The 24,059-nt window shown below is 70.2% G+C and carries 19 protein-coding genes and 1 pseudogene; 7 read left to right on the top strand and 13 right to left on the bottom strand.

Annotated elements, in window-relative coordinates; translation table 11 throughout:
* Positions 1-473 precede the first annotated feature (473 nt).
* On the bottom strand, positions 474-629 hold the full coding sequence (locus CCN39_RS34875; protein ID WP_086849321.1) for a hypothetical protein: 156 nt from the start codon (positions 627-629) through the stop codon (positions 474-476).
* Positions 630-786: 157 nt separating this feature from the next.
* On the opposite strand from CCN39_RS34875, the gene CCN39_RS34870 reads away from it, so the two are divergent.
* From CCN39_RS34870 to CCN39_RS52065, 4 genes are read left to right on the top strand one after another with little or no spacing between them, the layout of a single operon-like run.
* Positions 787-1,323, top strand: coding sequence for a YbaB/EbfC family nucleoid-associated protein (locus tag CCN39_RS34870; protein WP_086849319.1), 537 nt, complete (start codon positions 787-789; stop codon positions 1,321-1,323).
* Positions 1,323-1,655 carry a DUF6317 family protein gene (locus CCN39_RS34865; RefSeq protein ID WP_086849316.1) on the top strand — a complete coding sequence of 111 codons (333 nt, stop codon included), beginning with the start codon at positions 1,323-1,325 and terminating at the stop codon, positions 1,653-1,655. The genes CCN39_RS34870 and CCN39_RS34865 overlap by 1 nt, the downstream gene beginning before the upstream one ends.
* Before the next feature lie 10 nt (positions 1,656-1,665).
* Positions 1,666-2,892 carry a hypothetical protein gene (locus CCN39_RS34860; protein WP_086849314.1) on the top strand — a complete coding sequence of 409 codons (1,227 nt, stop codon included), beginning with the start codon at positions 1,666-1,668 and terminating at the stop codon, positions 2,890-2,892.
* A 2-nt stretch (positions 2,893-2,894) separates the two neighbouring features.
* Positions 2,895-3,500, top strand: a complete 606-nt coding sequence (locus tag CCN39_RS52065) for a hypothetical protein (RefSeq protein ID WP_244211134.1) — start codon at positions 2,895-2,897, stop codon at positions 3,498-3,500.
* Here the strand turns inward: CCN39_RS52065 and CCN39_RS34850 are convergent.
* The 4 genes and pseudogenes from CCN39_RS34850 to CCN39_RS52055 form a co-directional block, all read right to left on the bottom strand.
* Complete coding sequence (locus tag CCN39_RS34850) at positions 3,481-3,705, bottom strand: hypothetical protein (RefSeq protein WP_086849311.1); 225 nt, start codon at positions 3,703-3,705, stop codon at positions 3,481-3,483. The genes CCN39_RS52065 and CCN39_RS34850 overlap by 20 nt on opposite strands.
* 50 nt (positions 3,706-3,755) lie before the next feature.
* A complete protein-coding gene (locus CCN39_RS34845; protein ID WP_086849323.1) occupies positions 3,756-4,385 on the bottom strand; it encodes a zinc ribbon domain-containing protein in 630 nt (209 codons plus the stop codon).
* A gap of 73 nt (positions 4,386-4,458) precedes the next feature.
* Positions 4,459-5,001 carry an MFS transporter gene (locus tag CCN39_RS52060; protein ID WP_244211133.1) on the bottom strand — a complete coding sequence of 181 codons (543 nt, stop codon included), beginning with the start codon at positions 4,999-5,001 and terminating at the stop codon, positions 4,459-4,461.
* A gap of 61 nt (positions 5,002-5,062) precedes the next feature.
* Positions 5,063-5,545: pseudogene (locus tag CCN39_RS52055) on the bottom strand (MFS transporter); the annotation flags it as partial.
* A gap of 173 nt (positions 5,546-5,718) precedes the next feature.
* Between CCN39_RS52055 and CCN39_RS34835 the strand changes: the two are divergent.
* Positions 5,719-6,219: an Lrp/AsnC family transcriptional regulator gene (locus CCN39_RS34835; RefSeq protein WP_086849308.1), complete on the top strand. Its 501-nt coding sequence runs from the start codon at positions 5,719-5,721 to the stop codon at positions 6,217-6,219.
* Between the two features lie 47 nt (positions 6,220-6,266).
* Positions 6,267-7,052: a M15 family metallopeptidase gene (locus CCN39_RS34830; RefSeq protein WP_086849307.1), complete on the top strand. Its 786-nt coding sequence runs from the start codon at positions 6,267-6,269 to the stop codon at positions 7,050-7,052.
* A 53-nt stretch (positions 7,053-7,105) separates the two neighbouring features.
* Here the strand turns inward: CCN39_RS34830 and CCN39_RS34825 are convergent, their stop codons facing one another.
* The 5 genes from CCN39_RS34825 to CCN39_RS34805 form a co-directional block, all read right to left on the bottom strand.
* Positions 7,106-8,815 (bottom strand): SdrD B-like domain-containing protein, encoded by a 1,710-nt coding sequence (locus CCN39_RS34825; protein ID WP_244211132.1) that lies wholly within the window; start codon positions 8,813-8,815, stop codon positions 7,106-7,108.
* A gap of 164 nt (positions 8,816-8,979) precedes the next feature.
* Positions 8,980-12,891, bottom strand: coding sequence for a DNA-directed RNA polymerase subunit beta' (locus tag CCN39_RS34820; protein ID WP_086849303.1), 3,912 nt, complete (start codon positions 12,889-12,891; stop codon positions 8,980-8,982).
* Positions 12,892-12,978: 87 nt separating this feature from the next.
* The gene (gene rpoB / locus CCN39_RS34815) at positions 12,979-16,482 is read right to left on the bottom strand and encodes a DNA-directed RNA polymerase subunit beta (protein ID WP_086849300.1); all 3,504 of its coding nucleotides are present in this window, start codon (positions 16,480-16,482) and stop codon (positions 12,979-12,981) included.
* 1,097 nt (positions 16,483-17,579) lie between these two features.
* Positions 17,580-18,656: a helix-turn-helix transcriptional regulator gene (locus CCN39_RS34810; protein ID WP_244211131.1), complete on the bottom strand. Its 1,077-nt coding sequence runs from the start codon at positions 18,654-18,656 to the stop codon at positions 17,580-17,582.
* 789 nt (positions 18,657-19,445) lie between these two features.
* A complete protein-coding gene (locus tag CCN39_RS34805; RefSeq protein WP_086849296.1) occupies positions 19,446-19,883 on the bottom strand; it encodes a type II 3-dehydroquinate dehydratase in 438 nt (145 codons plus the stop codon).
* 233 nt (positions 19,884-20,116) lie between these two features.
* On the opposite strand from CCN39_RS34805, the gene CCN39_RS34800 reads away from it, so the two are divergent.
* Positions 20,117-21,382, top strand: coding sequence for a cytochrome P450 (locus CCN39_RS34800; protein WP_086849294.1), 1,266 nt, complete (start codon positions 20,117-20,119; stop codon positions 21,380-21,382).
* 146 nt (positions 21,383-21,528) lie between these two features.
* Here CCN39_RS34800 and CCN39_RS34795 read toward each other — a convergent pair whose 3' ends face one another.
* Genes CCN39_RS34795 through CCN39_RS34785 form a run of 3 tightly spaced genes read right to left on the bottom strand, consistent with a single transcriptional unit; the run spans position 21,529 to position 23,962 of the window.
* Positions 21,529-22,440, bottom strand: a complete 912-nt coding sequence (locus CCN39_RS34795; RefSeq protein ID WP_086849292.1) for a transketolase family protein — start codon at positions 22,438-22,440, stop codon at positions 21,529-21,531.
* On the bottom strand, positions 22,437-23,129 hold the full coding sequence (locus CCN39_RS34790) for a thiamine pyrophosphate-binding protein (RefSeq protein ID WP_086849291.1): 693 nt from the start codon (positions 23,127-23,129) through the stop codon (positions 22,437-22,439). The genes CCN39_RS34795 and CCN39_RS34790 overlap by 4 nt, the downstream gene beginning before the upstream one ends.
* 14 nt (positions 23,130-23,143) lie before the next feature.
* Positions 23,144-23,962, bottom strand: a complete 819-nt coding sequence (locus CCN39_RS34785) for an SAM-dependent methyltransferase (RefSeq protein ID WP_086849289.1) — start codon at positions 23,960-23,962, stop codon at positions 23,144-23,146.
* Positions 23,963-24,059: the final 97 nt, after the last annotated feature.

Raw genomic sequence — 24,059 nt, 5'->3', positions numbered from 1 at the left:
GGGCCCGTCGCGGGCGCGCGATCTCGGACCGGCTGGCGTGCGGCAACCCCACCGGCGCTGGCTTGCCTACCAGGGCCCGCGAGCGCCGGAGCGCGTTGCCGGCGAGGTAGCTTCACCAGCCCGGGGCCGCCGAGACCGACCCGGGCCGAGCAGCTTCCACCAGCCCGAGGCCGCGGGGACCGAGCCCCCGGCGGCCTGCTTCGCTGGCCGCCCACCGAACCGGCGCCCGACCCAGGCCACCGCCCGCGGGAACCCGGCTCGGCCGGCGCACCGCCTCCGACGAGGTGCGCCGGTGCCGAGCCGGGCCGGGCCGGGCCGGGCCATGCCAGGCCGGGCCATGCCGGCCGAGCCGAGCCGAGCCGGTGCCAAGCCGGGCCGGTGCCGAACCGGGCCATGCCGAGCCGAGCCGCGCCCGGGCCGAGCCCGAGCCAGTGCCGTGCCGAGCCGTGGCGAGCCGAGGCCGGGCCGCTACCTCAGTCCTCGTCCGGCTTGGCGTGGTCCGGCCGGCCCGGGTTCGGGTCGCGGGACAGGTCGATCAGCGGGTGTACGCCCGCCCCCTCGGGGGCTGCGTGGCTGCCCGTCGACTTCGGTTCCTCTGTGGCGCCTTCGGCCCCTTCGGTGCTGGTCATCACACACTCCTCGCGCGTTGTCCCCTGCTTCCCTCTCGGGCCGAAACCTACCCATTACCCGGTCGGGTGATGCAGTGGGATCGGATCGGCCGTTCCGTGCGTCACAGTGCGGCCGGAGGGTCACGATGGGTGCACCACGAAACGGAGAGGCGGGCGCATGTCGGGCGAGTTCGAGCACCTGGTGGCCGAGTTCGAGCGGTTCCAGGCGGGCATCCGCGACGCCGACGACCGGTTCGCCGGGCTGGGCACCATGCACCAACAGCTCACCGAGCTGCGGGCGAGCGCCGCGTCGGCGGACGGGGGTGTCACCGTCGTCACCGGGCCCGGCGGGGCCGTTCTGGACGTCACCTTCACCGAGGCCGCGCTCGCCAAGGGGCCGCAGGCCCTCTCGGCCACGCTGCTCGCCACCCTGCGGGAGGCTGTCGGCGAGGCGGCGCGGCGGCAGGCCGTCATCGTCGAGGAGAACATGGGCGATGACCTGGGCCTGGTCGACCAGGTCCTCGAGACGCAGGCCGTGGCGTTCGGAACCACCGTCGAAGAACTGCGGTCGAAGCTCACCGCGGAGGCGGAAGCACCGCAGGACTTCTCCGAGCAGCGGGTGCTCCGCCCCGCCGATCCGCCGCCGGCGCCGCCTGCGGGCGGCCCGAGTGCCGGCGACCGCTTCCTGCGCACCCTGTTCGACGAGGAGGACTGATGCCCGACGGTTACCGGGTCCAGGTGGACGCCCTGCACAAGTACGTCGGCGAGCTCGACAAGTACCGCGACCAGGGCGCGAAGATCACCGAGAAGGTCGCGCAGGCCGACGTCGGCGACAAGGCGTGGGGCGTGGTCGGCCTGTTCACCAAGAGCGGCTACGACGACACCCTCCGCGAGCTGCACTCGCTGCTGACGTCCATCGCGGACGGCCTGGCGTCGGCGCAGGCCAAGCTGACCGACGCGGCGAACGTCTACCAGGGCGTCGAGGACGACCACAAGATCTTCTTCGGCCAGGTCGAGGCCCTGCTCGACGGCCCGGGAAAGCACTGAGGGGGAACACGTGGCCGAGGTCGAAGACGTCGCGAGCGGCATCACCGTCAAGCCCGACGACCCGAAGACCGTGCTCGGGGTCAACGTCGACAACGCGCTCAAGGCGACGCCGTTCGCCGGCAGCGCCGTCACCGTCGGCAAGGACGCCGTCTCGGTGACGAAGGCCGTCTTCGCGCCGCAGCCCGACGGCGCGGACATCACCCTGGCCCTCGGCACCATCGCCACCGACACGGCGAGCTTCATCCAGTCGAGCTCGAGCACGATCACCGACATCGCGACCGACCCGCTCGGCTGGCTCGTCGGGCAGGGGCTGAACTTCCTGGTCAACGCCGTCCAGCCGGTCCAGGACGCGATCCACTTCGTCAGCGGCGACGGCCCGGCGCTGGGGGTCGCGGCGGAGAACTTCGGGGCGATCGCCACCGGGCTGGACAAGCTGGCCAAGAACTTCGCCGAGGTCGCCGACACGTCCCTCGAGCACTGGGAGGGCAACGCGAGCAACGCGGCGAAGACGGCGCTGGGCGAGTTCGCGCACGGCATCGAGGGCGTCGCCGGGAAGTCCGGCGACCTGGCCCGGAAGCTGCAGCTCAACAGCATGCTGATGAGCTTCGTCGAGGATCTGGTCAAGGCCATCCTCACCGAGTTCGTGACCTGGCTGATCCTGCTGTGGGTGCCCGCACTGGCCGCCGCGGTGCCGACCTGCGGGGCTTCGCTGTCCGCGGCCGCCCCGGTGACCGAGGTCAAGGCCGCCCAGACGACCGCGAAGACCACCCGGAAGGTGAACAAGCTGCGCGAGCTCCTGCAGAAGGTGCTCGACTGGCTCCGGAAGCTGCAGCAGAAGTTCGCCTCGACCACGCTGGGCAAGTCGCTCACGAAGATCGCGAAGGAGAACGAGGGCAAGGACCTCCTCCAGAAGGCCGCCGGCGACAAGGGCCTGATCGGCAAGCGCTGGGCGAAGGCCTTCGAAAACCCGGTGCTCGACGCCGCCGGCAAGGTCGACTACCGGAAGACGATGCTGAAGGCGGGCGCCGCCGAAGCGCTGAAGAAGGGTGGCGAGGCGGCGGTCAAGGGCGTGCTCGGCTACCACCCGGCCAACCCCGGCGACAACCCGGCCAAGACGGTGAACGACCACCTCGGCAAGCTCAACAGCCACGTGAAGAACGCGAAGAAGACGAGCGACTACGACGGGACGGGCCGCGACCAGTCCGTCGAGGAGACCCGCGAGGACCTGGACTTCTGACGATGCAGACGCTCTTCACGATCGGCGTGCTCGTGGTGGTGGCCGCGGTGGCCGGCGCGATCTGGTGGCGGGCGCAGCGGAAGGCCGCCGCGAGCCGCGAGGGCCACTGGTTCAAGGCGTTCGCGGCGGAGCGGGGTGGCACGTTCGGCAGCGGGGCGCCTTCGTTCGGCGTGTTTCACCCGACCGGGCGACCGCTGACGGGTGCGCCGGAAGACCCGTGGGTCGAGTTCCGCCTCGGCGACCGGCCGGTGCTCGGCATCGACACGCGGGAGTCCTACCGGCACTCCGACGACCACGTGTACTTCCGCGACTCCCACGTCACCCAAGTGCGCGTGCCGCCGGGCCCGGAGCTGCGGATCGTCCCGGGCCGGCCGGTGTCCATGCCGACCCTCCCGCCGGACTCGGCGCTCGACGCCGAGCTGGCGCGGTGGCTGGCGGCGAACCCGCGGTTCGGGCAGCGGGAGGTCGTGGTCGAGAACGGCTCGGCGCGCACCTGGGGCCGGGGCTGCGCGACGCGGCAGAACCTGACGGCCGAAGCGCGGTACCTCGCCGACCTGGCCGACCACCTGCCCGCGGCGCTGTGGAACCTCAGCGGCGACGCGTCGTGAGGTGGGTCAGCCCGGCCGACAACGCGAACACCAGGCCGAGTCCGACGACGTAGGGCCCGGCGAGCAGGGCGAACCCGGCACCGATGTTGGCGTCGGGTTGGTCGGAGGTGGCCCGGAAGCCGATCGCCCCCACCGAAAGCAGGATCGCGCCCGCGGTGATCAGCACGACGGCGATCACCGTGAGGCGCTTCGTGACGGGCGTCATCCCCCCATGGTGCCCGGGACCACCCGGATCCGCCGGACAGCGGGCTCCGGTCAGAGCTTGCTGCCGCAGTCCGAGCAGAACAGCGCGCCCGGCTTGTTGCCTTCGTTGCCGCAGCCGCCGCAGGTGACCTTGAGGGCCAGCGACGTGCCGCAGGACGCGCAGAACTTGCCGCCGTCGGCCTTCAGGCCGCAGCCCGGGCAGGTGACCTTCGCGCGGGTCTCGAGGTCCAGGCCCGCCGTCCAGTCCTTCTCGCGGGCCTGCTCCCAGATCTGGTCGCGCTGGGCCGACGCCTGGGCGCGCGAGATCTCCTCGGCGACGCTGGGCGAGCAGCGCAGGCACTGGCCGATTTCCTCGTTCCAGCACTGGTCTTGGCACATCCAGTCGCCGCAGCCGCGGCACTGGCGGAAGCTGGGGGTGATCTCCTCGACCGCCGCCGCCAGGGCCTTGTCCTTGGCCGGCGAGTTCGTCGCGCGGTCGTAGCGCCACTGGTCGGCCGAATGGCTCAGGTCGCGCAGCGTCCCGCCGAAGAACGAGCCGACCGCGCGAAGCACGCTTCGGCCGGTCTCGATGTTGTCGCGCTGGAAGGCGGAGCGGAAGCCGTTGCCGCAACGCTCGCAACGGAACTCGAACTGGTACCCCTGCGTGTTCGAGAGGTCCGAGAAGTTGTCCGTGAAAGGCACCGAGTCAGCCACGGCCCATCTTGGCCGCCGGGCCGCGGCCGCGGCGACGAGAGATTTGCCGACAACGGCCCGGCTACCGGCCGTCACGGGGCACGAGCAGGGCCAGCGGGAGCAGGGCCAGCACCCCGCCGACCACGGCGACCAGCGCGTACCCGCCACCCGCGAAGAGCTGGCCGGAGCCGAAGCCGGCCAGCGCGGACGCCGACCAGACGACCGCGTCGACCGTGCCCTGCACCCGGCTGCGCGTCTCCGGGGCGAGGGTGCGGCTCAGCTGCGCGCTGCCGCCGACGAACGCCAGGTTCCAGCCGTATCCGAGCAGGAACAGCGCCACCGGCAGCCCGGACGCGGGGGTCGCCAGCGCGGTCGCCGACGCCAGCGCCAGCACGCCGAGCCCCGCGTTGACCGTCACGGCCGGACCCCAGCGGTCGGCGATCCGGCCGGACAGCGGGGCCAGCGCGAACATGCCGATCATGTGCGCGCCCAGCACCCAGCCGACCGCGCCGAGGCCGTGCCCGTGGCTTTCCAGCTGCACCGGCGTCATCGTCATCACCGCGACCATGGCCAGCTGCGCGGCGACCATCGCCGCCAGCGGCCGCACGACGCCGGCCGAGCGCACCGGCCCGCGCGCGGGACTCCCCTCCGGCGGGGGGGACGTCCCGCGGCAGGAGGGCCGCCGCCAGCGCCGCTCCCGCCGTGGCCACCACCGCGACCGCGACCGGCCCCGACAGCGGCGGCCAGCCGAAACCGGTCACGACGTGCGCCGCCGGGGCCAGCAGCGCCGGGCCGGCGAGCGCGCCGACCGTCCCGGCCCAGACGACGGTGGCCAGCGCCCGGCCGCGGCGTTCCGGCGGGTAGAGGTCCGCGGCGAGGTAGCGGGACAGCTGGGCGCCGCCGTTGCCCACGCCGACCAGCAGGATCCCCAGCAGCAGCGGCAGCACCGCCGTCGCCAGCGCGCCGGCGAACGCGACCAGCGCGCCGAGCGCCGCGACGCCGTACCCGGTCACCAGGACGCGGCGGCGGCCGCGGACCGGCAGCAGCAGCCCCGCACCGAGCGCGCCGCCCGCGGTGCCGAGCACGCTCGCCACGCTCGGCAGCCCGCTCCAGGCCGCACCGCTCCCCGCGGCGACGATCAGCGTGGCCGCGGTCGTCAGGCCGACCATGGCCGTGTTGAGCAACGCGACTCCGGTGAACAACGCCCCCATGGACCGGGTCCGGCCGGCCACCGTGGAAGTCCCCATGACCAGCAACGTTAGGGACTTCGGGCCGCCGTTCGAAGGGACGGTGCACGGGATTTCGCTCGCCCCGCCCGCACTTCGGAAGGAAGATGAGGCCCATGACCTTCCGTTCGGAAAAGGCGCTGGACGACGTCGACTGGCGGCTGCTGGACCTGCTGCAGACCGACGGGCGGCTGTCGTTCAAGGAGCTCGGGCGGCGGATCAACCTCTCGGCGCCGGCGGTGGCCGAGCGGGTGCGGCGGCTGGAGGAGACCGGGGTGATCACCGGCTACCGCGCCCAGGTCGACGCGCGGCGCGCGGGCCAGCCGCTGCAGGCGTTCGTCGAGATGCGCTGCGCGCTGAGCAGCTGCCTGCTGAAGACGTCGAAGTCCGAGGACTACCCGGAGGTCGTCGAGATCCACCGGCTGAGCGGCGACCACTGCACGATGCTGAAGATCCGGGCGGCGTCGCTCGAGCACTTCGAGGGGCTGCTGGAGCGGCTGGGCAAGCACGGCGAGCTGCGGTCGTCGGTGGTGCTGTCGACGCAGTTCGAGGGACGGCCGGTGCAGCCGCCCTCGGACGACTTCCTGCGCGCGACGACGTCCGAGGGCTGGTCCTGACCCCGACGGCGGCTGCGCGCCCGGGGCCGAGCTGCTAGACGAGAGGGATGCCGATCTTCACTCGCCGGGTGCGTGCCCTCGCCGTCACCCTCGCCGCTCTGGGCGGCCTCGCCGTGCCCACGCCCGCGCAGGCCGGCACTTCCGGGGCCTTCGTCGCGCTCTCCGACATCGCGCCGTCGATCCTGCAGGACATCCGCTACGACACGCGGCACAACTTCGTCGGCCGCCGCATCGACGGGTACCGGCAGCCCTTGTGCATCCTGACGCGGCAGGCCGCCGAAGGCCTGCGGAAGGCGCAGGCGCAGCTGGTCCGGCAGGGGTACACGCTCAAGGTGTACGACTGCTACCGGCCGCAGCGGGCCGTCGACCACTTCGTGCGGTGGGCCGAGGACCTCGCCGACGAGAAGATGAAGGCGGAGTTCTACCCGAACGTCGCCAAGGACCGGCTCTTCGCCGACGGGTACATCGCCGAGAAGTCCGGGCACAGCCGCGGCAGCACGATGGACCTCACGCTGGTCCGCATCCCGCCGCCGGTCCAGCGGCCGTACCGCCCGGGCGAGCCGCTCGAGGCGTGCTTCGCGCCGCGGGACCAGCGTTTCCCGGACAACACCGTCGACATGGGCACCGGCTACGACTGCTTCGACCCGCTCGCGCACACCGACAACCCCGCGATCACCGGTGTCGCCCGGCAGAACCGCGACCTGCTGCGTTCGACGATGGCCGCGGCGGGCTTCCGGAACCTGCCCGAGGAGTGGTGGCACTTCACGCTGAACGGCGAACCGTTCCCGGACACCTACTTCGACTTCCCGGTGTCCCGGGGCAGCCTGCGGTGAAACGGAAAGCGCCCCACGGTCCGTTGTGGACCGCGGGGCGCTTTGTTCGAACGTCAGGCCGAGCGACGGCGGCGGGCGCCGAACACCAGGCCACCACCGAGCGCGAGGGCGAGCAGCGCGAGGGCGCCGAGGCCGATCGCGTCGACGCCGGTGCTGGCGAGGCCGGAGCCGCCGCTCTGGCCGCCGCCGGTCCCGCCGGCCGGGCCGGTCGTCGAGGTCGGGGCACCGGCGGTGCAGTCGGCCGGGTTGACCGGCACGACCGGGAGCGGCGCGTCACCTTCCTCCACGTCGATCCCGACGCGGGACTCCGACGAACCCCACACGTCGATGGCGGTCGGGTTCTCGTACTTGACCTTCAGGCCCTTCGGCGGCAAGAGGTACAACCGGTACTCGGGCCCGGGCACCACGTCGTGGAACTCGAAGTGTCCCTTCGCGTCGGTCGTCTGCTCACCGGTGACCGGGCAGTGCTGGTCGGACACCAGGACGACCTTGACCCCGGCGACGCCCTGTTCCCCCTGCTTCACATCGCCCACGACGGTCCCCTTGGCCCCCGGCACCGCCGCCCGGTCCTGGGCCTCCGCGTGGTTCTCGGTGTCGACCTCGGGATAGCCGAAGTCACACGCGGCGAGGACGTAGCCGCGGTTGAAGGCGGCCTGCGGCACTGTTTCGGACACGTCGAAGGTCCGCGTCTGCCCCGGTGCGATCGTCACGCCGTCCGCGGCGAGATCGCCCCACCCCGGGCCGCGGCCGCTCAGGACGAAGCCGCTGCCGACGCGGTTGCATGCGGCGACGATGCCGGTGAGCGGGATCGGGCCGGAGTTGGACAGCGTCACGGTCACGTGCGCGAGGTCGCCGACCTTGTAGGTGTCCTGGGTGAAGGCCATGGTCGCCTTCAGCGCGCCGTTCAGCGGCGGTGCCCCGCGGAGGAGCAGGTCGGTGTCCGATCCGATCCGGACGGTCCGCCAGGAGAACAGCCAGCCGTCGATCACCTCGCCGCCGAGGTAGTACTCCGCGGCCGGAAGGTCGAGGGCGAACTTCCCGTCGGGGCCGGTCGTCGCGGTGTAGGTGCCCGAACCGTGGACGTACCGCAGCGTCACCTTGGTGCCCGCCAGCTGCTCGCCGGCATCGAGCACCCCGTTGCCGTTCTTGTCGCCGTACACGGTGCCCGTCGCGTGCCCGGCCGCTTTGGTCACCGGAACGGTGAACCCGAACTGCGACCCGGCGCTGTTCCCGCTCTCGTCGAACAGGATGCCGCGCACGGTCGCGGTGGTCGCCTCGAGGTCCCGGACCTTCCCGGAAACCGCCAGTTCGAACGACTTCCCGGGCTCGAGGGTCACGCCCGGCTTGTCCTGGAGCTGACCCCAGCCGCCGTACAGGACCTGCACGTCGGTCGAGTCGACCACCATCTGGTACATCGTGAGGCCGGCCGCCGTCGTCGCGCCGGTGTTCGTCAGTTTGACGGTGAACCGGATGTCCTCATCGGTCCGGTAGGAGTCCTTGTCGAAGACGAGCGAGACCGCGACCTGGGCCCGCTCGGCCCGCGGCTGCGCCGCCGCGGGTTTGCTCTCCGGTTGGGTGGGACTCGGCGCGGGTGGCGTCGATTCCGGCGGATCGGCCGGCGCCTCCGATGTGGACGGCGCGGCCGGGGATTCCGGTGCCGGGTCCGCGGCCGCCGGGCCGGCGAACGCGCTGGTCAGCACGGCCGCGGCCGTCAGCGCGGCGAAACCGCGCGCGACGGATCTCGCGCTTCTGGATATGTTCACGAACAGTCACCCCTGATTACCCGTTGGAAACGCGCAAAGCCCCCGAACCGCGTGAACCGGCTCACTCTAGCCGCATTCGGGGCGGGTGAATACCTGATCGGGTGACAAAAGGGGAAAGGCCCCCGCCGGAAACCCGGCGAGGGCCTTTCCCGTCAGAAACCTCGTCAGCGGAAGTCGCGGCCGAAGTCGTAGTCGTCCAGCGGGACCGCGGCACCGGTGCCCGTCCCGAACACGTCCGGGGTGTAGTAGCCGTCGTCGTAGGACGGGATCGCGTACGCCGCGACCCGGGCCTCCTCGGTCGGCTGCACCTGGATGTTGCGGTACCGGTTGATGCCGGTACCGGCCGGGATCAGCTTACCGATGATCACGTTCTCCTTGAGGCCCACGAGCTTGTCCGAGCGGCCGTTGATGGCCGCGTCGGTCAGGACTCGCGTGGTCTCCTGGAACGACGCCGCCGACAGCCACGAGTCCGTGGTGAGCGACGCCTTCGTGATCCCCATCAGCACCGGGCGGCCCGAAGCCGGCTCGCCGCCTTCGGCGACCGCGGCCCGGTTCGTCGCCTCGAACTTGGTCCGCTCGGGCAGCTCGCCCGGCAGGAAGTCCGTGGCCCCGGAGTCGATGATCGTCACCCGGCGCAGCATCTGCCGGACGATGACCTCGATGTGCTTGTCGTGGATCGACACACCCTGCGCCCGGTACACCTTCTGGACCTCGTCCACCAGGTGGATCTGCGCCTCGCGCGGCCCCATGACCCGCAGGACCTCGTGCGGGTCCGGCGTGCCTTCGAGCAGCTGCTGACCGACGTGCACGTGGTCACCGTCGCCCAGCGGGCCGTTCGGGGTGTTCGCGAGCCGCTGCCGCTTGGACAGCTTGTCGAAGACGATCTCCTCGCCCCCGTCGTCCGGGATGAGGGTGATCTTCCAGAACCGCTCGCTCTCCTCGATCCGCACGCGGCCGTCGACGTCGGCGATGGGCGCCTTGCCCTTCGGGACGCGGGCCTCGAACAGCTCCTGGACACGCGGCAGACCGGTCGTGATGTCGTCACCGGCGACACCACCCTGGTGGAACGTACGCATCGTCAGCTGCGTACCCGGCTCACCGATCGACTGGGCCGCGACGATACCTACGGCCTCGCCGACGTCGACGAGCAGACCGGTCGCCATCGAGCGGCCGTAGCAGGTCGCGCAGATACCGACGACCGACTCGCAGGTCAGCACCGAGCGGACCTTGACCTTCGCGATGCCGCTGGAGATCAGCTTGTCGATGGCCGGGTCGCCGATGTCGTCGCCGGCATTCAGCACGACGTTGCCCTTGGCGTCCACCGCGTCCGTCGCGAGGTTCCGCGCGTACACGCTGGTCTCGACGTGCTGGTCGCGCAGGACCTTGCCGTCGCCGATGTCCTCGCCGATCGGCATCATGATGCCGCGGGTGGTGCCGCAGTCGGTCTCGCGGACGATGACGTCCTGCGAGACGTCCACCAGACGCCGGGTCAGGTAACCCGAGTCGGCGGTACGGAGCGCCGTGTCCGCCAGGCCCTTCCGGGCACCGTGCGTCGCGATGAAGTACTCCGCCACCGACAGGCCTTCACGGAAGTTGGCCTTGATCGGACGCGGGATGTACTCACCCTTCGGGTTCGACACCAGGCCACGCATCCCGGCCAGGGACCGGACCTGCGTCATGTTACCGGCGGCGCCCGACTTCACGATCATGGCGATCGGGTTGTCGTCCGGCAGCGCCGTCTCCATGATCTTGTGGACCTCTTCGGTGGCCTGCGTCCACACCTTGACGAGCTCGTTGTTGCGCTCGGCGTGCGACAGCTGACCGCGCTGGTAGCGCTTCTCCACCTGGGAGGCCTTGCCCTCGTACTCGTCGAGGATGGCCTTCTTGCCCACCGGGGTGAGCACGTCCGAGATGGCGACGGTGACACCCGACCGGGTCGCCCAGTAGAAGCCGGCGTCCTTCAGCCGGTCCAGGGTCTGCGCGACCTGGGTCATCGAGTACCGCTCGGCGAGGTCGTTCACGATCGCGGCCTGCCGCTTCTTCGGCATCGGCTCGTTGATGAACGGGTAGTCCGCCGGCAGCAGCTCGTTGAACAGCACGCGGCCCAGGGTGGTCTCGGCCAGCCACGCCTTGCCCGGCTCCCAGCCCTTCTCCGCGAGCCGCGCCTCGTCGGCCTTCGCCGGCTGACGGTCGGTGATGCGGATCTTGACCGGAGCGTGCAGGCTCAGCGCCTTGCGGTCGTAGGCCATGATCGCCTCGGCCGTCGACGAGTACGCGTTGCCCGCGCCCTCGGCCGTCTCGGTGAGGCGGGTCAGGTGGAACAGACCCGTGACCATGTCCAGCCGCGGCATGGCGAGCGGGCGGCCCGACGCCGGCGACAGGATGTTGTTCGCCGACAGCATCAGGATCCGGGCCTCGGCCTGCGCCTCGGCCGACAGCGGCAGGTGCACCGCCATCTGGTCACCGTCGAAGTCCGCGTTGAACGCCTCGCAGACCAGCGGGTGCAGCTGGATGGCCTTGCCCTCGACCAGCTGCGGCTCGAAGGCCTGGATGCCGAGGCGGTGCAGGGTCGGCGCGCGGTTCAGCATCACCGGGTGGCCGGTGATGACCTCTTCCAGCACGTCCCACACCTGCGGCCGCGAGCGCTCCACCATCCGCTTGGCGGACTTGATGTTCTGCGCGTGGTTCAGGTCGACCAGCCGCTTCATGACGAACGGCTTGAACAGCTCGAGCGCCATGTCCTTCGGCAGGCCGCACTGGTGCAGCTTGAGCTGCGGGCCGACGATGATGACCGAACGGCCCGAGTAGTCGACGCGCTTGCCGAGCAGGTTCTGGCGGAACCGGCCCTGCTTGCCCTTGAGGAGGTCGGACAGCGACTTCAGCGGCCGGTTGCCCGGGCCGGTGACCGGACGCCCGCGGCGGCCGTTGTCGAACAGCGCGTCGACGGCCTCCTGCAGCATCCGCTTCTCGTTGTTGACGATGATCTCGGGCGCGCCGAGGTCGATCAGCCGCTTGAGGCGGTTGTTCCGGTTGATCACCCGGCGGTACAGGTCGTTCAGGTCCGACGTCGCGAACCGGCCACCGTCCAGCTGCACCATCGGGCGCAGGTCCGGCGGGATCACCGGGACGGCGTCGAGCACCATGCCGCGCGGGTCGTTGCCGGTGGCCTGGAAGGCCGCGACGACCTTGAGCCGCTTCAGCGCGCGGAGCTTCTTCTGCCCCTTGCCGTTGCGGATGGTGTCGCGCAGGTTGTCGGCCTCGGCGGAGACGTCGAACTCCGTGGCCAGCTTCTGGATGGCCTCGGCGCCCATGCCGCCGGTGAAGTACTCGCCGTAGCGGTCGACGAGCTCGCGGTAGAGCAGCTCGTCGGCGATCAGCTGGCGGGTGTCGAGCTTCGTGAAGGTCGTCCAGACCTCCTCGAGGCGGTCCAGCTCGCGGCCGGCGCGGTCGCGCAGCTGGCGCATCTCGCGCTCGCCGCCCTCCTTGACCTTGCGGCGGACGTCGGACTTGGCGCCCTCCGCCTCCAGCGCGGCCAGGTCGGCTTCGAGCTTCTGCGCGCGGGCTTCGATGTCCGCGTCACGCTTGGTCTCGAGGTTCTTGCGCTCGACGCCGATCTCGTTCTCGAGGGTCGGCAGGTCGTTGTGGCGCAGCTCCGTGTTCACGCCGGTGATGACGTAAGCAGCGAAGTAGATGATCTTCTCGAGGTCCTTCGGCGCCAGGTCCAGCAGGTAGCCCAGGCGGGACGGAACACCCTTGAAGTACCAGATGTGGGTGACCGGGGCGGCCAGCTCGATGTGGCCCATCCGCTCACGGCGCACCTTGGCGCGGGTCACCTCGACGCCGCAGCGCTCACAGATGATGCCCTTGAAGCGGACGCGCTTGTACTTGCCGCAGTAGCACTCCCAGTCCCGGGTCGGGCCGAAGATCTTCTCGCAGAAGAGGCCGTCCTTCTCGGGCTTGAGCGTCCGGTAGTTGATGGTCTCCGGCTTCTTGACCTCGCCGTACGACCACTGACGGATGTCGTCGGCCGTGGCGAGACCAATGCGGAGCTCATCGAAGAAGTTGACGTCCAGCACGTCTAGATCCCCTTGGGGTTGTTTCGGCTAGAGGGGTTGGCGGTGGAGCGGGGACCCACGGGAGGCAGGTCCCCGCTCGACACCGGATCAGTGCACGACGTCGTCCACCGAGGGCGACTCGTTGCGGGACAGGTTGATGCCGAGGTTCGCCGCGGCGCGCTCGAGGTCCTCGTCGTCGGAGTCGCGCATCTCGATCGCCGCACCGTCGCTGGAGAGCACCTCGACGTTGAGGCACAGCGACTGGAGCTCCTTGAGGAGCACCTTGAACGACTCCGGGATGCCCGGCTCGGGGATGTTCTCGCCCTTGACGATGGCCTCGTACACCTTGACGCGGCCGACCACGTCGTCCGACTTGATCGTCAGCAGCTCCTGCAGCGTGTAGGCGGCGCCGTACGCCTGCATCGCCCAGCACTCCATCTCACCGAAGCGCTGGCCACCGAACTGCGCCTTACCACCCAGCGGCTGCTGCGTGATCATCGAGTACGGACCGGTGGAGCGGGCGTGGATCTTGTCGTCGACCAGGTGGTGCAGCTTCAGGATGTACATGTAGCCGACGGACACCGGGTACGGGTACGGCTCGCCGGAGCGGCCGTCGAACAGGTTGGCCTTCCCGTTCTCCTTGACCATGCGCTCGCCGTCGCGGTTCGGCTTCGTGCTGCTGAGCAGGCCGGTGAGCTCCTCCTCCTTCGCGCCGTCGAACACCGGGGTGGCGGTGTTCGTGCCGGGCGCGACGTCGCGCAGCTCGGGCGAAAGGTTCTTCGCCCAGTCCGGGTCGCCCTCGATCGTCCAACCCTGCGACGCCAGCCAGCCCAGGTGCAGCTCGAGGATCTGGCCGATGTTCATACGACGCGGCACACCGTGGGTGTTCAGGATGATGTCGACGGGCGTGCCGTCCTCCATGAACGGCATGTCCTCGACCGGCAGGATCTTGCCGATGACACCCTTGTTCCCGTGCCGGCCGGCGAGCTTGTCGCCCGGCTGGATCTTGCGCTTCTGGGCCACGTAGACGCGGACCAGCTCGTTGACACCCGGGGGCAGCTCGTCGTCGTCCTCGCGCGAGAACACGCGGATGCCGATGACCTTGCCGGTCTCGCCGTGCGGCACCTTCAGGGAGGTGTCGCGGACCTCGCGGGCCTTCTCGCCGAAGATCGCGCGGAGCAGGCGCTCCTCCGGGGTCAGCTCGGTCTCGCCCTTCGGCGTGACCTTGCCGACCAGGATGTCGCCGTCGCGGACCTCGGCACCGATGCGGATGATGCCGCGCTCGTCGAGGTCGGCCAGGACCTCCTCGGAGACGTTCGGGATGTCCCGGGTGATCTCCTCGGCGCCCAGCTTCGTGTCGCGGGCGTCGATCTCGTGCTCCTCGATGTGGATCGACGTCAGCACGTCGTCCTGCACCAGGCGCTCGGAGAGGATGATCGCGTCCTCGTAGTTGTGGCCCTCCCACGGCATGACCGCGACCAGCAGGTTCTTGCCGAGCGCCACCTCACCGTTTTCGGTGGACGGGCCGTCGGCGATGACCTGGCCGGCTTCGACCCGGTCGCCCTCGTTGACGATCGGGCGGTGGTTGAAGCAGGTGCCGTGGTTCGAGCGGCGGAACTTGTAGAGGCTGTAGGCCTTCCGCGTCCCGTCGTCGTGCATGACCGTGATCAGGTCGGCGGAGAGCTCCTCCACCACGCCCGACTGCTCGGCGACCAGCATGTCGCCGGAGTCGATCGCGGCGCGCAGCTCCACGCCGGTGCCGACGTACGGCGCCTGGCTGCGGAGCAGCGGCACGGCCTGACGCTGCATGTTCGCGCCCATCAGCGCGCGGTTCGCGTCGTCGTGCTCGAGGAACGGGATCATCGCCGTCGCGATCGAGACCATCTGCCGCGGCGACACGTCCATGTAGTCGATGTCGAGCGGGTCGATCAGCTCGACCTCGCCGCCCTTGCGGCGGGCCATGACCCGGTCTTCGACGAAGGTGCCGTCGTCCGAGATCGGCGCGTTGGCCTGGGCCTTGACGTACCGGTCCTCTTCGTCCGCGGTCAGGTAGTCGATCTGGTCGGTGACCCGGCCCTCGACGACCTTGCGGTACGGCGTCTCGATGAAGCCGAACGGGTTGACCCGCGCGTAGGAGCAGAGCGAGCCGATCAGGCCGATGTTCGGGCCTTCCGGCGTCTCGATCGGGCACATCCGGCCGTAGTGCGACGGGTGGACGTCGCGGACCTCCATGCCGGCGCGCTCACGCGAGAGGCCACCCGGGCCCAGCGCGTTGAGGCGGCGCTTGTGGGTCAGGCCGTCGATCGGGTTCGTCTGCTGCATGAACTGCGACAGCTGCGAGGTGCCGAAGAACTCCTTGATCGCCGCGCCGATCGGGCGGATGTTGATCAGGGTCTGCGGGGTGATCGCCTCGACGTCCTGCGTGGTCATGCGCTCGCGGACGACCCGCTCGGTGCGCGACAGGCCGACCCGGATCTGGTTCTGGATCAGCTCGCCGACGGTCCGGATGCGGCGGTTGCCGAAGTGGTCGATGTCGTCGGTCTCGACCGGGATCTCGGTGCCGTTCGCGGCGTCCATCTTGTCCTCGCCGGCGTGCAGCCGGACCAGGTACTCGATGATCGTGACGATGTCCTCTTCGGTCAGCGTCCCGTTGTCGATCGGCGTCGACAGGCCCAGCTTCTTGTTGACCTTGTACCGGCCGACCTTGGCCAGGTCGTAGCGCTTCGCCTTGAAGAACAGGTTCTCCAGCAGGGTCTGCGCGCTCTCCTTCGTGGGCGGTTCGCCCGGGCGCAGCTTGCGGTAGATGTCGAGCAGCGCCTCGTCGGTGCCGGCGGTGTGGTCCTTCTCGAGGGTGGCCAGCAGCGTCTCCGAGAAGGAGAAGCGCTCGCGGATCGCCTCGGTGGTCCAGCCGAGCGCCTTCAGCAGCACGGTGACCGGCTGGCGGCGCTTGCGGTCGATGCGGACGCCGACGGTGTCGCGCTTGTCGACGTCGAACTCCAGCCAGGCACCCCGGCTCGGGATGACCCGGACGCTGAAGACGTCCTTGTCGCTGGTCTTGTCGATGTCCTTGGAGTAGTAGACGCCGGGCGAGCGGACCAGCTGGGACACCACGACACGCTCGGTGCCGTTGATGACGAAGGTGCCCTTGTCGGTCATCACCGGGAAGTCGCCGAGGAAGACCGTCTGGCTCTTGATCTCACCCGTGTTGTTGTTGACGAACTCCGCCGTGACGAACAGCGGGGCGGCGTACGTCATGTCCTTGTCCTTGCACTCTTCGATCGAGGCCTTGACCTCGTCGAAGCGCGGGGCGGAGAAGGACAGGGACATCGAACCGGAGAAGTCTTCGATCGGGGAGATCTCGTTGAGGACCTCTTCGAGGCCGCCGACCGGGTTCTCCTCACCCTCCTCGACACGGCGCTGGAACCACGCTTCGTCCCCGGTGAACCACTGGAACGACTGGATCTGGACGTCGAGCAGGTTGGGGGTGTTCAGGGGTTCGCGAATCTTTGCGAAGGAAACCCGCACGGGCGCGCCGGGGATTCCCGTGGCCTCCGAGCGAGATTCAGCCGAGGTGGTCGCAGCAGTGGCCTGGTTCGCGGGAGAGACTGCCAAGATGCGTCCTTCCGGGGACAATGAGCGGTGACGGCCGCCATAGCAACAGCTATCAGCGACTGTCAAGGGTGCCGTGTGCCCACTATCCTAACTACCGGCTCCGGGCAGCCTGAAAGAGGGCAGCGCAAAGAGACAGTCTAGCCCGAACGTCGCGGTCTGTCCAGGGGGCGCTCCCGATGGGGCCCAGCCTGCTGCGCAACGTCTTCAGGTATGCCTCCAGGCGACCCGGAGGTCCCTCCCGCAAGGGCCCCGGTTTCGCCGTCGGGAGTAAGCGTGACCCCACCGGCGCTTCCAGTCAAGATGCCACACGGGGGTCCCGCCGGTTGGCGCAGCGTGGAAGAGGGTCAGCGGAGCGTGAGCGGCCGAATATCATTCCAGCTACCGGCCGGTAACGCCACCTTGGCGGCTCTACCTGGGGTTTTCGGGGCGGCGAGGGGGTATGGCGAAGGCCACCGGACGGGAGTGGGGCCGGGCGTGTCGGGCGCGGGTTTCGGGGATTCGGGCGCGGCGGAGAGCGCTTGCGGACGGCCGGGCGGAGGCGATCCGGCCCGGGGCGCGCGCGAGTGGGACGGGCCCGCTGGGGCGGCCTGGAGGCGGGGATGGGACGCGCCCGCCGGGGCTCGGAGACCGGCGCACGCCACGGCGCGGCTTGGACACCGCGAAGCCGCTCGAGGGCGGCACCTGCCCGCGGCTCGGACACCGTAGGGCTGCGGGGGAATAGGCGGCGCCCGCCGCCACGCTGCCGGACGTCACAGAGCCGCTGGGGCGGATCGGCGCACCCGCTGCGGCCGGACCCCGCAGCGCCGCTGGGACCAATAAGCAGCACCCCGCCATCACGCGGGCGGGCACCACAGCGCCGCCCGGGCGGGTCAGCACACCCGCCACCGCGGGCGGACAACACAGCGCCGCCGGGGGTGGATGGTGCTCCTCCCCCGGCGGCCCGAAGCTCGCCGGCCGTTCACTCCGCCGAGGCCGGCCACCCCCGGCACCCGGGGTGACCGACTCCCGAACGAACCGATGGTCCCGCGCCGCCCTCCACTGCGGCGTGAACCACGCTTCGCGTCCGCTCGGCTACGCGGGAGCGCTCACGTCGGCCCCTACGAAAACACCTTCCAGGCCGCCGCCAGCTCGACCCGGGAGGTGATGTGCATCTTCTGGAACACCTTCTTCAGGTGGAACGCCACCGTGTGCCTGGAGATGAACAGCTGTCTGCCCACCTCGTTGTTGGTGTGTCCCTGGCTCACCAGCTCGGCGACCGCGAACTCCGTGTTCGTCAGCCCGTGCGGGGTCGCGCCTTCGTACTCCACGATGCGTGTCGTGCCGCGGCGGACTCCGTGCTCTCGGAGCTTGTTCACCACGCGGGCGGAGTCGCGGGTGGCACCCACCGCCGTGTACGTGTCCAGCGCCGACTCGAGGAAGCGGACCGTGTGCTCGCGCTCGGAGTACCTCTTCGCCAGCAGGTCGCCCAGGTCCTCCAGCGCCGATGCCCGGCACCAGCGGTCGGGGTGGATGTCGGCCGACTCGTGGAGCTTGGCCGAATCCTGCGTGAACAGCCCGGCCGCGTGCAGGGCCGATCCGCGGATCACGCTGAACTCAGGCTGCTCCGCGCCGGCCACCGAAGCCGCCTCCACCACGATCTCCGCCAGGTCGTGCGCGCCCAGCTTGCCGCAAACGCGGACCAGCCACGGCGCCGCCGCCGGTTCCGACACCAGCAGCTGCCTGAGCACCAGCGGGTTCGTCACGATGCCGGCGATGAGGCTCGCCGCGCTCTCCACCCCGCTGCGGGCTTCGACGGCCTGCGCGGCCACCCACGCCCCCGGCGCCTGGCCGAAGTAGCCCAGCAGGGCTTCGTCGGCCAGCTTGTCCACGAAGACCCGGCACGCCCGCATGTCCGCCCGGCGCAGCGCACCGAGCGCCAGCACGACGTAGCTGGGAGGCCGCAGGGAACGGTCGCCGCACCCTTCGGCGATCCGCAGTCCCGTGCTCACCTCGTCCATGGCCTCGTCGACGCTGCCCAGCGCGAACAGCAGGTTCCCGCGGACGTTGTGCGACACGGCGGTCATGCGCTCGGAAGCGGAGCCCTCCCGGCTTTTCTCGACCGCGTCCAGCACCCGGCGGCCCGATTCGAGTTCCCGGGCCTTGATGAGGAGCCCGACGTACCAGAATTGAGCCATTTCGTAGAGTTCGCGGGATTCCTTGCGGTCGCCCGCCGCAGCCGCCTTCGCGCACTGCAGGCCCGTGTCGAGCCGTCCGTTGAACCACGAGTACGCGGAACGCCGGAGGAACCCGGCAGTGTCACAAGCCTCCTGCATGAAATCGTCGCCGAATCCGGTGAACGGATTTTCCGGTAGTCGCAAGGTAGGTACGTCGAGCATCTTTCGGCTATCCCCCAGGTATAGACGAAACGAAATCTATTTCACGGCACGCCGCTATTCGGCGGATTCACGCAACGCCGGGCCCGCACGGCACGGCCGGGCACGAACGCCCGGCCGTTGTCGATCACACCGCCCTGAACAGGGACGTCTGACGGAACCCGGTGACCCGGTCAGGACATGGCACCACACAGCCCGCGCAAAAAAGCGCACGTCACAAGAACCTCCCCAGGCAGGCTTGTGAAAGATTAACAGCTTGCGGCACTCACGATAGCTTCGGCCACCGCCTCCGTCATCGCCCCTGTGACTCAGGTCACACCCCTACAAAATGTGAGGGCATTCCACTTTTTCCCAGGTGGAGCAACGATTTAACACGGTCCTGACGCGCAAATCAGCCAGCTAGCCTAACGAGCATTCTGTTAACGCTCAACTAACTACCGGACAGGTGCAAAGCACCCGGAAGAATGACGGCGCGTTGTACCGGGGCGGCCGCCCCGTGCGGCCGTCACCCGGTTGGCTGCGCCCCGATCGGGCGCACCTGGTCCGAACGCACCAGCGCGGTGCGAACTATTCGGACAATAAGGATTTACCTCACGCGGGGGACAGATTCATCAGCGCCTGCGCCGCGAGGCGGTAGCCGAAGGCACCCAGGCCGACCACCACACCGCTCGCCAGGGGCGCGATGACCGACTCGTGCCGGAACTGCTCGCGCGCCCACACGTTGCTCAGGTGCACTTCGATCCAGGGCGGCTCGTAGCTCGCCAGCGCGTCGCGCAGGCTCCAGCCGGCGATCATCAGGGCGCCGGGGTTGACGATGGCGCCGACCGTGGTGCCGCGGTGCGCGTGGATCGCGCCGACCAGCTCACCCTCGCCGTCACGCTGGATCGACACCACTTCCCAGCCCCGGCCGGCCACTTCCCCGGCGACGGCCTTCTCGATGTCGGCGAGCGTGTCGGTGCCGTAGATCTCCGGCTCCCGATGACCCAACGCACCCAGGTTGGGACCGTTCAACAGCAGGACAACGCTCAACGGGACACACCTCGCTCACCCGGCAACCAGTTCGGCCTGCCCATGGTCTGCACCACACGCGCCGGGCACCACCCCTACCTTGATAGTCGGCCCGGAGACCTATCAACCCGAGGGATGCCCGGCCCGCCGCCGCGCTCCTACGCTCCGAAGCGACCAGGCAAGTCGCGGGATCGGCACCAGTCCCCGATCGATCGCCGTCCGGCCCGCGCGATTCGAATGGAGCTGGCGCCGCAGTGACGACCAACGCGACCGAGAACAAGCCCAGCAACGCAGCGTTGCGGTCACCCCTCCCCCAGGAGTACGTCCAGCGCGACGACCCGTTCACCGTGCCCCCCGCCCTGCTGGCGGTGTCCGCGCGCGGCCCGATCGCCAAGGCGGCGCTGGCCTCGGGCGAACCGTTCTGGCTGGTCTCCGGGTACGAGGAGGCCCGCGCGGTGCTGACGGATCCGCGGTTCTCCTCGGACCGGTTCCAGTACCACCCCCGGTTCAAGGAGCTGCCCGCGGAGTTCCGGGAGCGGCTGCGGGACGACAAGGCGCGCGCCGGGTCGTTCATCAACATGGACCCCCCGGAGCACACCCGGTACCGCAAGCTGCTCACCGGGCAGTTCACCGTCCGCCGGATCCGCGACCTCGGCACGCAGATCGAAAAGATCATCGGCGGGCTGCTGGACGACATGCTGGCCAAGGGCACCAGCGCCGACCTGATGACCGAGTTCGCCTTCCCGGCCCCCTCGCTGGTGATCTGCGAGCTGCTCGGCGTGCGCTACGCCGAGCGGGCGGAGTTCCAGCAGCGTGCGGCGGCCCTGCTGCAGCTGGACGCCCCGGTCGAGCAGGCGGTGGAGAACGCCGACGCCCTGCGCGTGTTCATGCAGCGGCTGATCACGGACAAGCGCGAGCACCCCGCCGACGACCTCATCTCCGGCCTGATCCACCACGCCGGGGCCGACCCCGCGCTCACCGACGACGAGCTCATCAACATCGCCAACCTGCTGCTCATCGCCGGCTACGACACCACCGCGAGCATGTTCGGGCTGGGCATGTTCGTGCTGCTGCAGCGCCCCGAGCAGCTCGCCGCGGTGCGCGACGACCCGGCCCGCATCGGGGACGCCGTCGAGGAGCTGCTGCGCTTCCTGTCCGTCATCAACCCGGGGCTCTTCCGGTTCGCCAAGCAGGACCTGGAGCTCGGCGGCGAGCACATCCCGGCCGGCTCCACCGTGGTGGTCTCGGTGGTGGCCACCAACCGGGACGAGCGCCAGTGGACGGACCCGGAGACGCTGGACGTGACGCGCGCCCGCGGCCCGCACCTGGCCTTCGGCCACGGCGTCCACCAGTGCCTCGGGCAGCAGCTGGCCCGGGTGGAGATGCAGGTGGGCTACGCCGAGCTGCTGCGCCGCCTGCCCGGCGTCCGCCTCGCCGTGCCGCCGGAGGACGTCCCCCTGCGCAACGACATGCTCACCTACGGGGTGCACTCGCTGCCGATCACCTGGGACACCCCCTAGCCGCGAAACCCAGGGGCCCGGACCGTCGCGGACGGTCCGGGCCTTCGCGCGTCACAGGGGTAGGGGTGGCGAGACGGCGAAAAACCGGCTCCACACCGAACCGCCTGGGGGTGCGGTGCGGCGTGGAGCCGGTCGGTTCCGCTTCGTCAGCCGACGAAGCGGGTGATCGAATCCGCCAGCGATTCGGCGTCCACGCCGAACAGGCGGTCGTGTTCCTCGGCCGTTCCGTAGACCCGGGCCTCGCGGTCGCGCCACGTCCCGAACGACCTCAGGCGGTGGGGCACGTCCCCCAGCGCTTCGGTCACCTCGAACGCCGACGTCCCGCGCAGGTACGGCTCGACCAGCACCACGTTCGGGGCCGCCGCGGCCACCGCCGCGCGGAGACCCGCGTGGTCGAACGGGCGGATCGTCGACGCGTACAGCACAGTGACGTCCGCGGTGGCCGTCGCGGCCAGGACCTGGTCCAGCACCGGGCCGACCGCGACGACCACGCCCTTGCCGCCCCGGCGCAGCACCGTGAACCCGTCCGAAACCGGCACCGCTTCGCTGTTCGCGCGCTCGGACAGCCGGACGTAGACCCGGTTGTCACCGGCGATGGCCTGGCTGAGCAGCGGGGCGACCTCGTCTTCGTGGCCCGGGACGTGCACCGTCCAGCCGGGCAGCGTGTCCAGCAGGGCCACGTCACCCGGGGCCTGGTGGGTGCGGCCCCACGACGGGTCGTCGTAGGAGGCGCCCACGCTGACCAGCACCGCGCCGACGTCCTGGTGGCCGAGGCCGATCTTGATCTGCTCGAACGGCCGCTCGACCAGGAACGGCGCGTAGGTGTGCACCACCGGCCGCTGGCCGGCCAGCGCGAAGCCGCCGGCGATGTCGATCATCGCCTGCTCGCGGATGCCGAAGTTGAGGACGCGGTCCGGGAACTCCTTCTTCACGTCCCAGAAGAACCACGACGAGATGTCCGCGGTCAGCATGACCACCCGCGGGTCCGTGGCCAGCGACTCGATCACCGTCTCGGCGAAGACCGTCCGCATCTGCTTCCTGGTCACCTGGGCGGTCATGCGCCTGCCCCTTCCTCGATCGGGAGGATCTCCGCGACGACGGCGCGCGGCCGCCCGTCGGTCTCGCCGGTCAGCGCCTTCTCCAGCGCGTCGTGGTCGCGGCCGTCGACCGTGGTCGCCGCCCAGCCCTCCAGCTCGAAGCGCGCGGCGATGCCGCCCGGCCAGCCGAGGCTGGCCGTCTTGTTGTCGATGACGATCGCGGTGAGGCGGTCGAGCCCGAGCCGGCCGGCGATCGACATCGTCTCGTGGTTGCTGCCCTCGTCGAACTCGCCGTCGCCCATCAGGACGAACACGCGGGCGTCGCGGCCCTGGGCGCGCAGCCCGAGCGCGGTGCCGACGCCGAGCGGGAGCCCGTGACCGAGGGAACCGCTGCTGATCTCCACGCCCGGGGCCAGGTTGCGGTCCGGGTGCATGCCCAGCGGCGAATCCCACTGCCGCCAGGTGTCCAGCGTTTCCGGCTCGATGAAGCCCTTCGCGGCGAGCACCGCGTAGTAGGCCATCGGGCCGTGGCCCTTGGAGAGGTAGAACCGGTCGCGGTCGGGGTCCTCGATGTTCGACGGCGACACGTTGAGCACGCGTTCGTAGAGCACCCAGATCGCGTGCAACGTCGACGCCGCGGCCCAGCCGTGCTTCTCGTCCCCCGTCATCCGGCCGAACAGGCCGCGGAGGTTCTCTTCGGTCATCTGCATGGTTTCGGGCTTCCTCACTCGGGCTTGCGCGCGGTCAGGAGGACGTAGCCGAGCGACGGTTCGTCGCTGAAGGCGCGGAACCGGCCGAGCGTCACCTCGAACTGCGCGGCCTCGATGTGCTGCAGCGCCTGCTCCCGCAGCGCCTCGAACCGCTCCGCCGCCTTGGCCCACGACGGCCGGGTGAACTCGCTGACGTCCTCGGCGGATTCCGGCTCGAGGCCGGCTTCGCGCAGGTGGTCCTGGTATTCGTCGAGCGAGACGACCGACACCACGCCCTTGCCGACCTCGGCGACGCGCGCGCGGTCGGCTTCCAGCCCGGCGGGGCCCGGCACGAGCAGGAAGTCGCCGAGCGCCAGCCGCCCGCCCGGCCGTAGCACGCGGGCCGCCTGGCGGATCACGTGCCAGCGGTCCGGCATGTGGTGCAGCGACTCCAGCGCCCAGACGAGGTCGAACGAACCGTCCTCGTACGGCAGCTCCATCGCGTCGGCGTACTCGAAGACGACCCGGTCGTCCACGTCGGCCTTGTACGCGCGGTCGTTCGCGCGTTCCACCTGCTTCTCGCTGATCGAGATGCCGGTGACCATGACGTCGTTCGCGACGGCCATCCGGATCGCCGGCTCGCCGTTGCCGCAGCCGATGTCGAGCAGCCGGTCGCCCGCCCGCAGCGGCAGCATCGCGGACAGCCGGTCGGTCAGCCGCGTGGTGGCCTCTTCGAGCGTCGCGGACTCGTCGTCCCAGTACCCGTGGTGCAGATTTTCGCCCCAGAGCTGGTCGAGCAGGTCCGCGAAAGCGTCGTAGCCCTGGCCAATCTCGTTCGGAGTCGGCTTCGTCACCAGTACCCCTAAGCATCGTTTCGCGTGACCGCGTGTCGATCAACGCCTGGCCTGCAAGGTCTTCCGGAGACTAGGTCAGGGATGCCCGGCCGGGCAT

The organism is Amycolatopsis kentuckyensis, assembly GCF_002155975.1.
GTDB lineage: Bacteria > Actinomycetota > Actinomycetes > Mycobacteriales > Pseudonocardiaceae > Amycolatopsis > Amycolatopsis kentuckyensis.
This window is presented reverse-complemented; position numbering and strand designations above follow the sequence as displayed.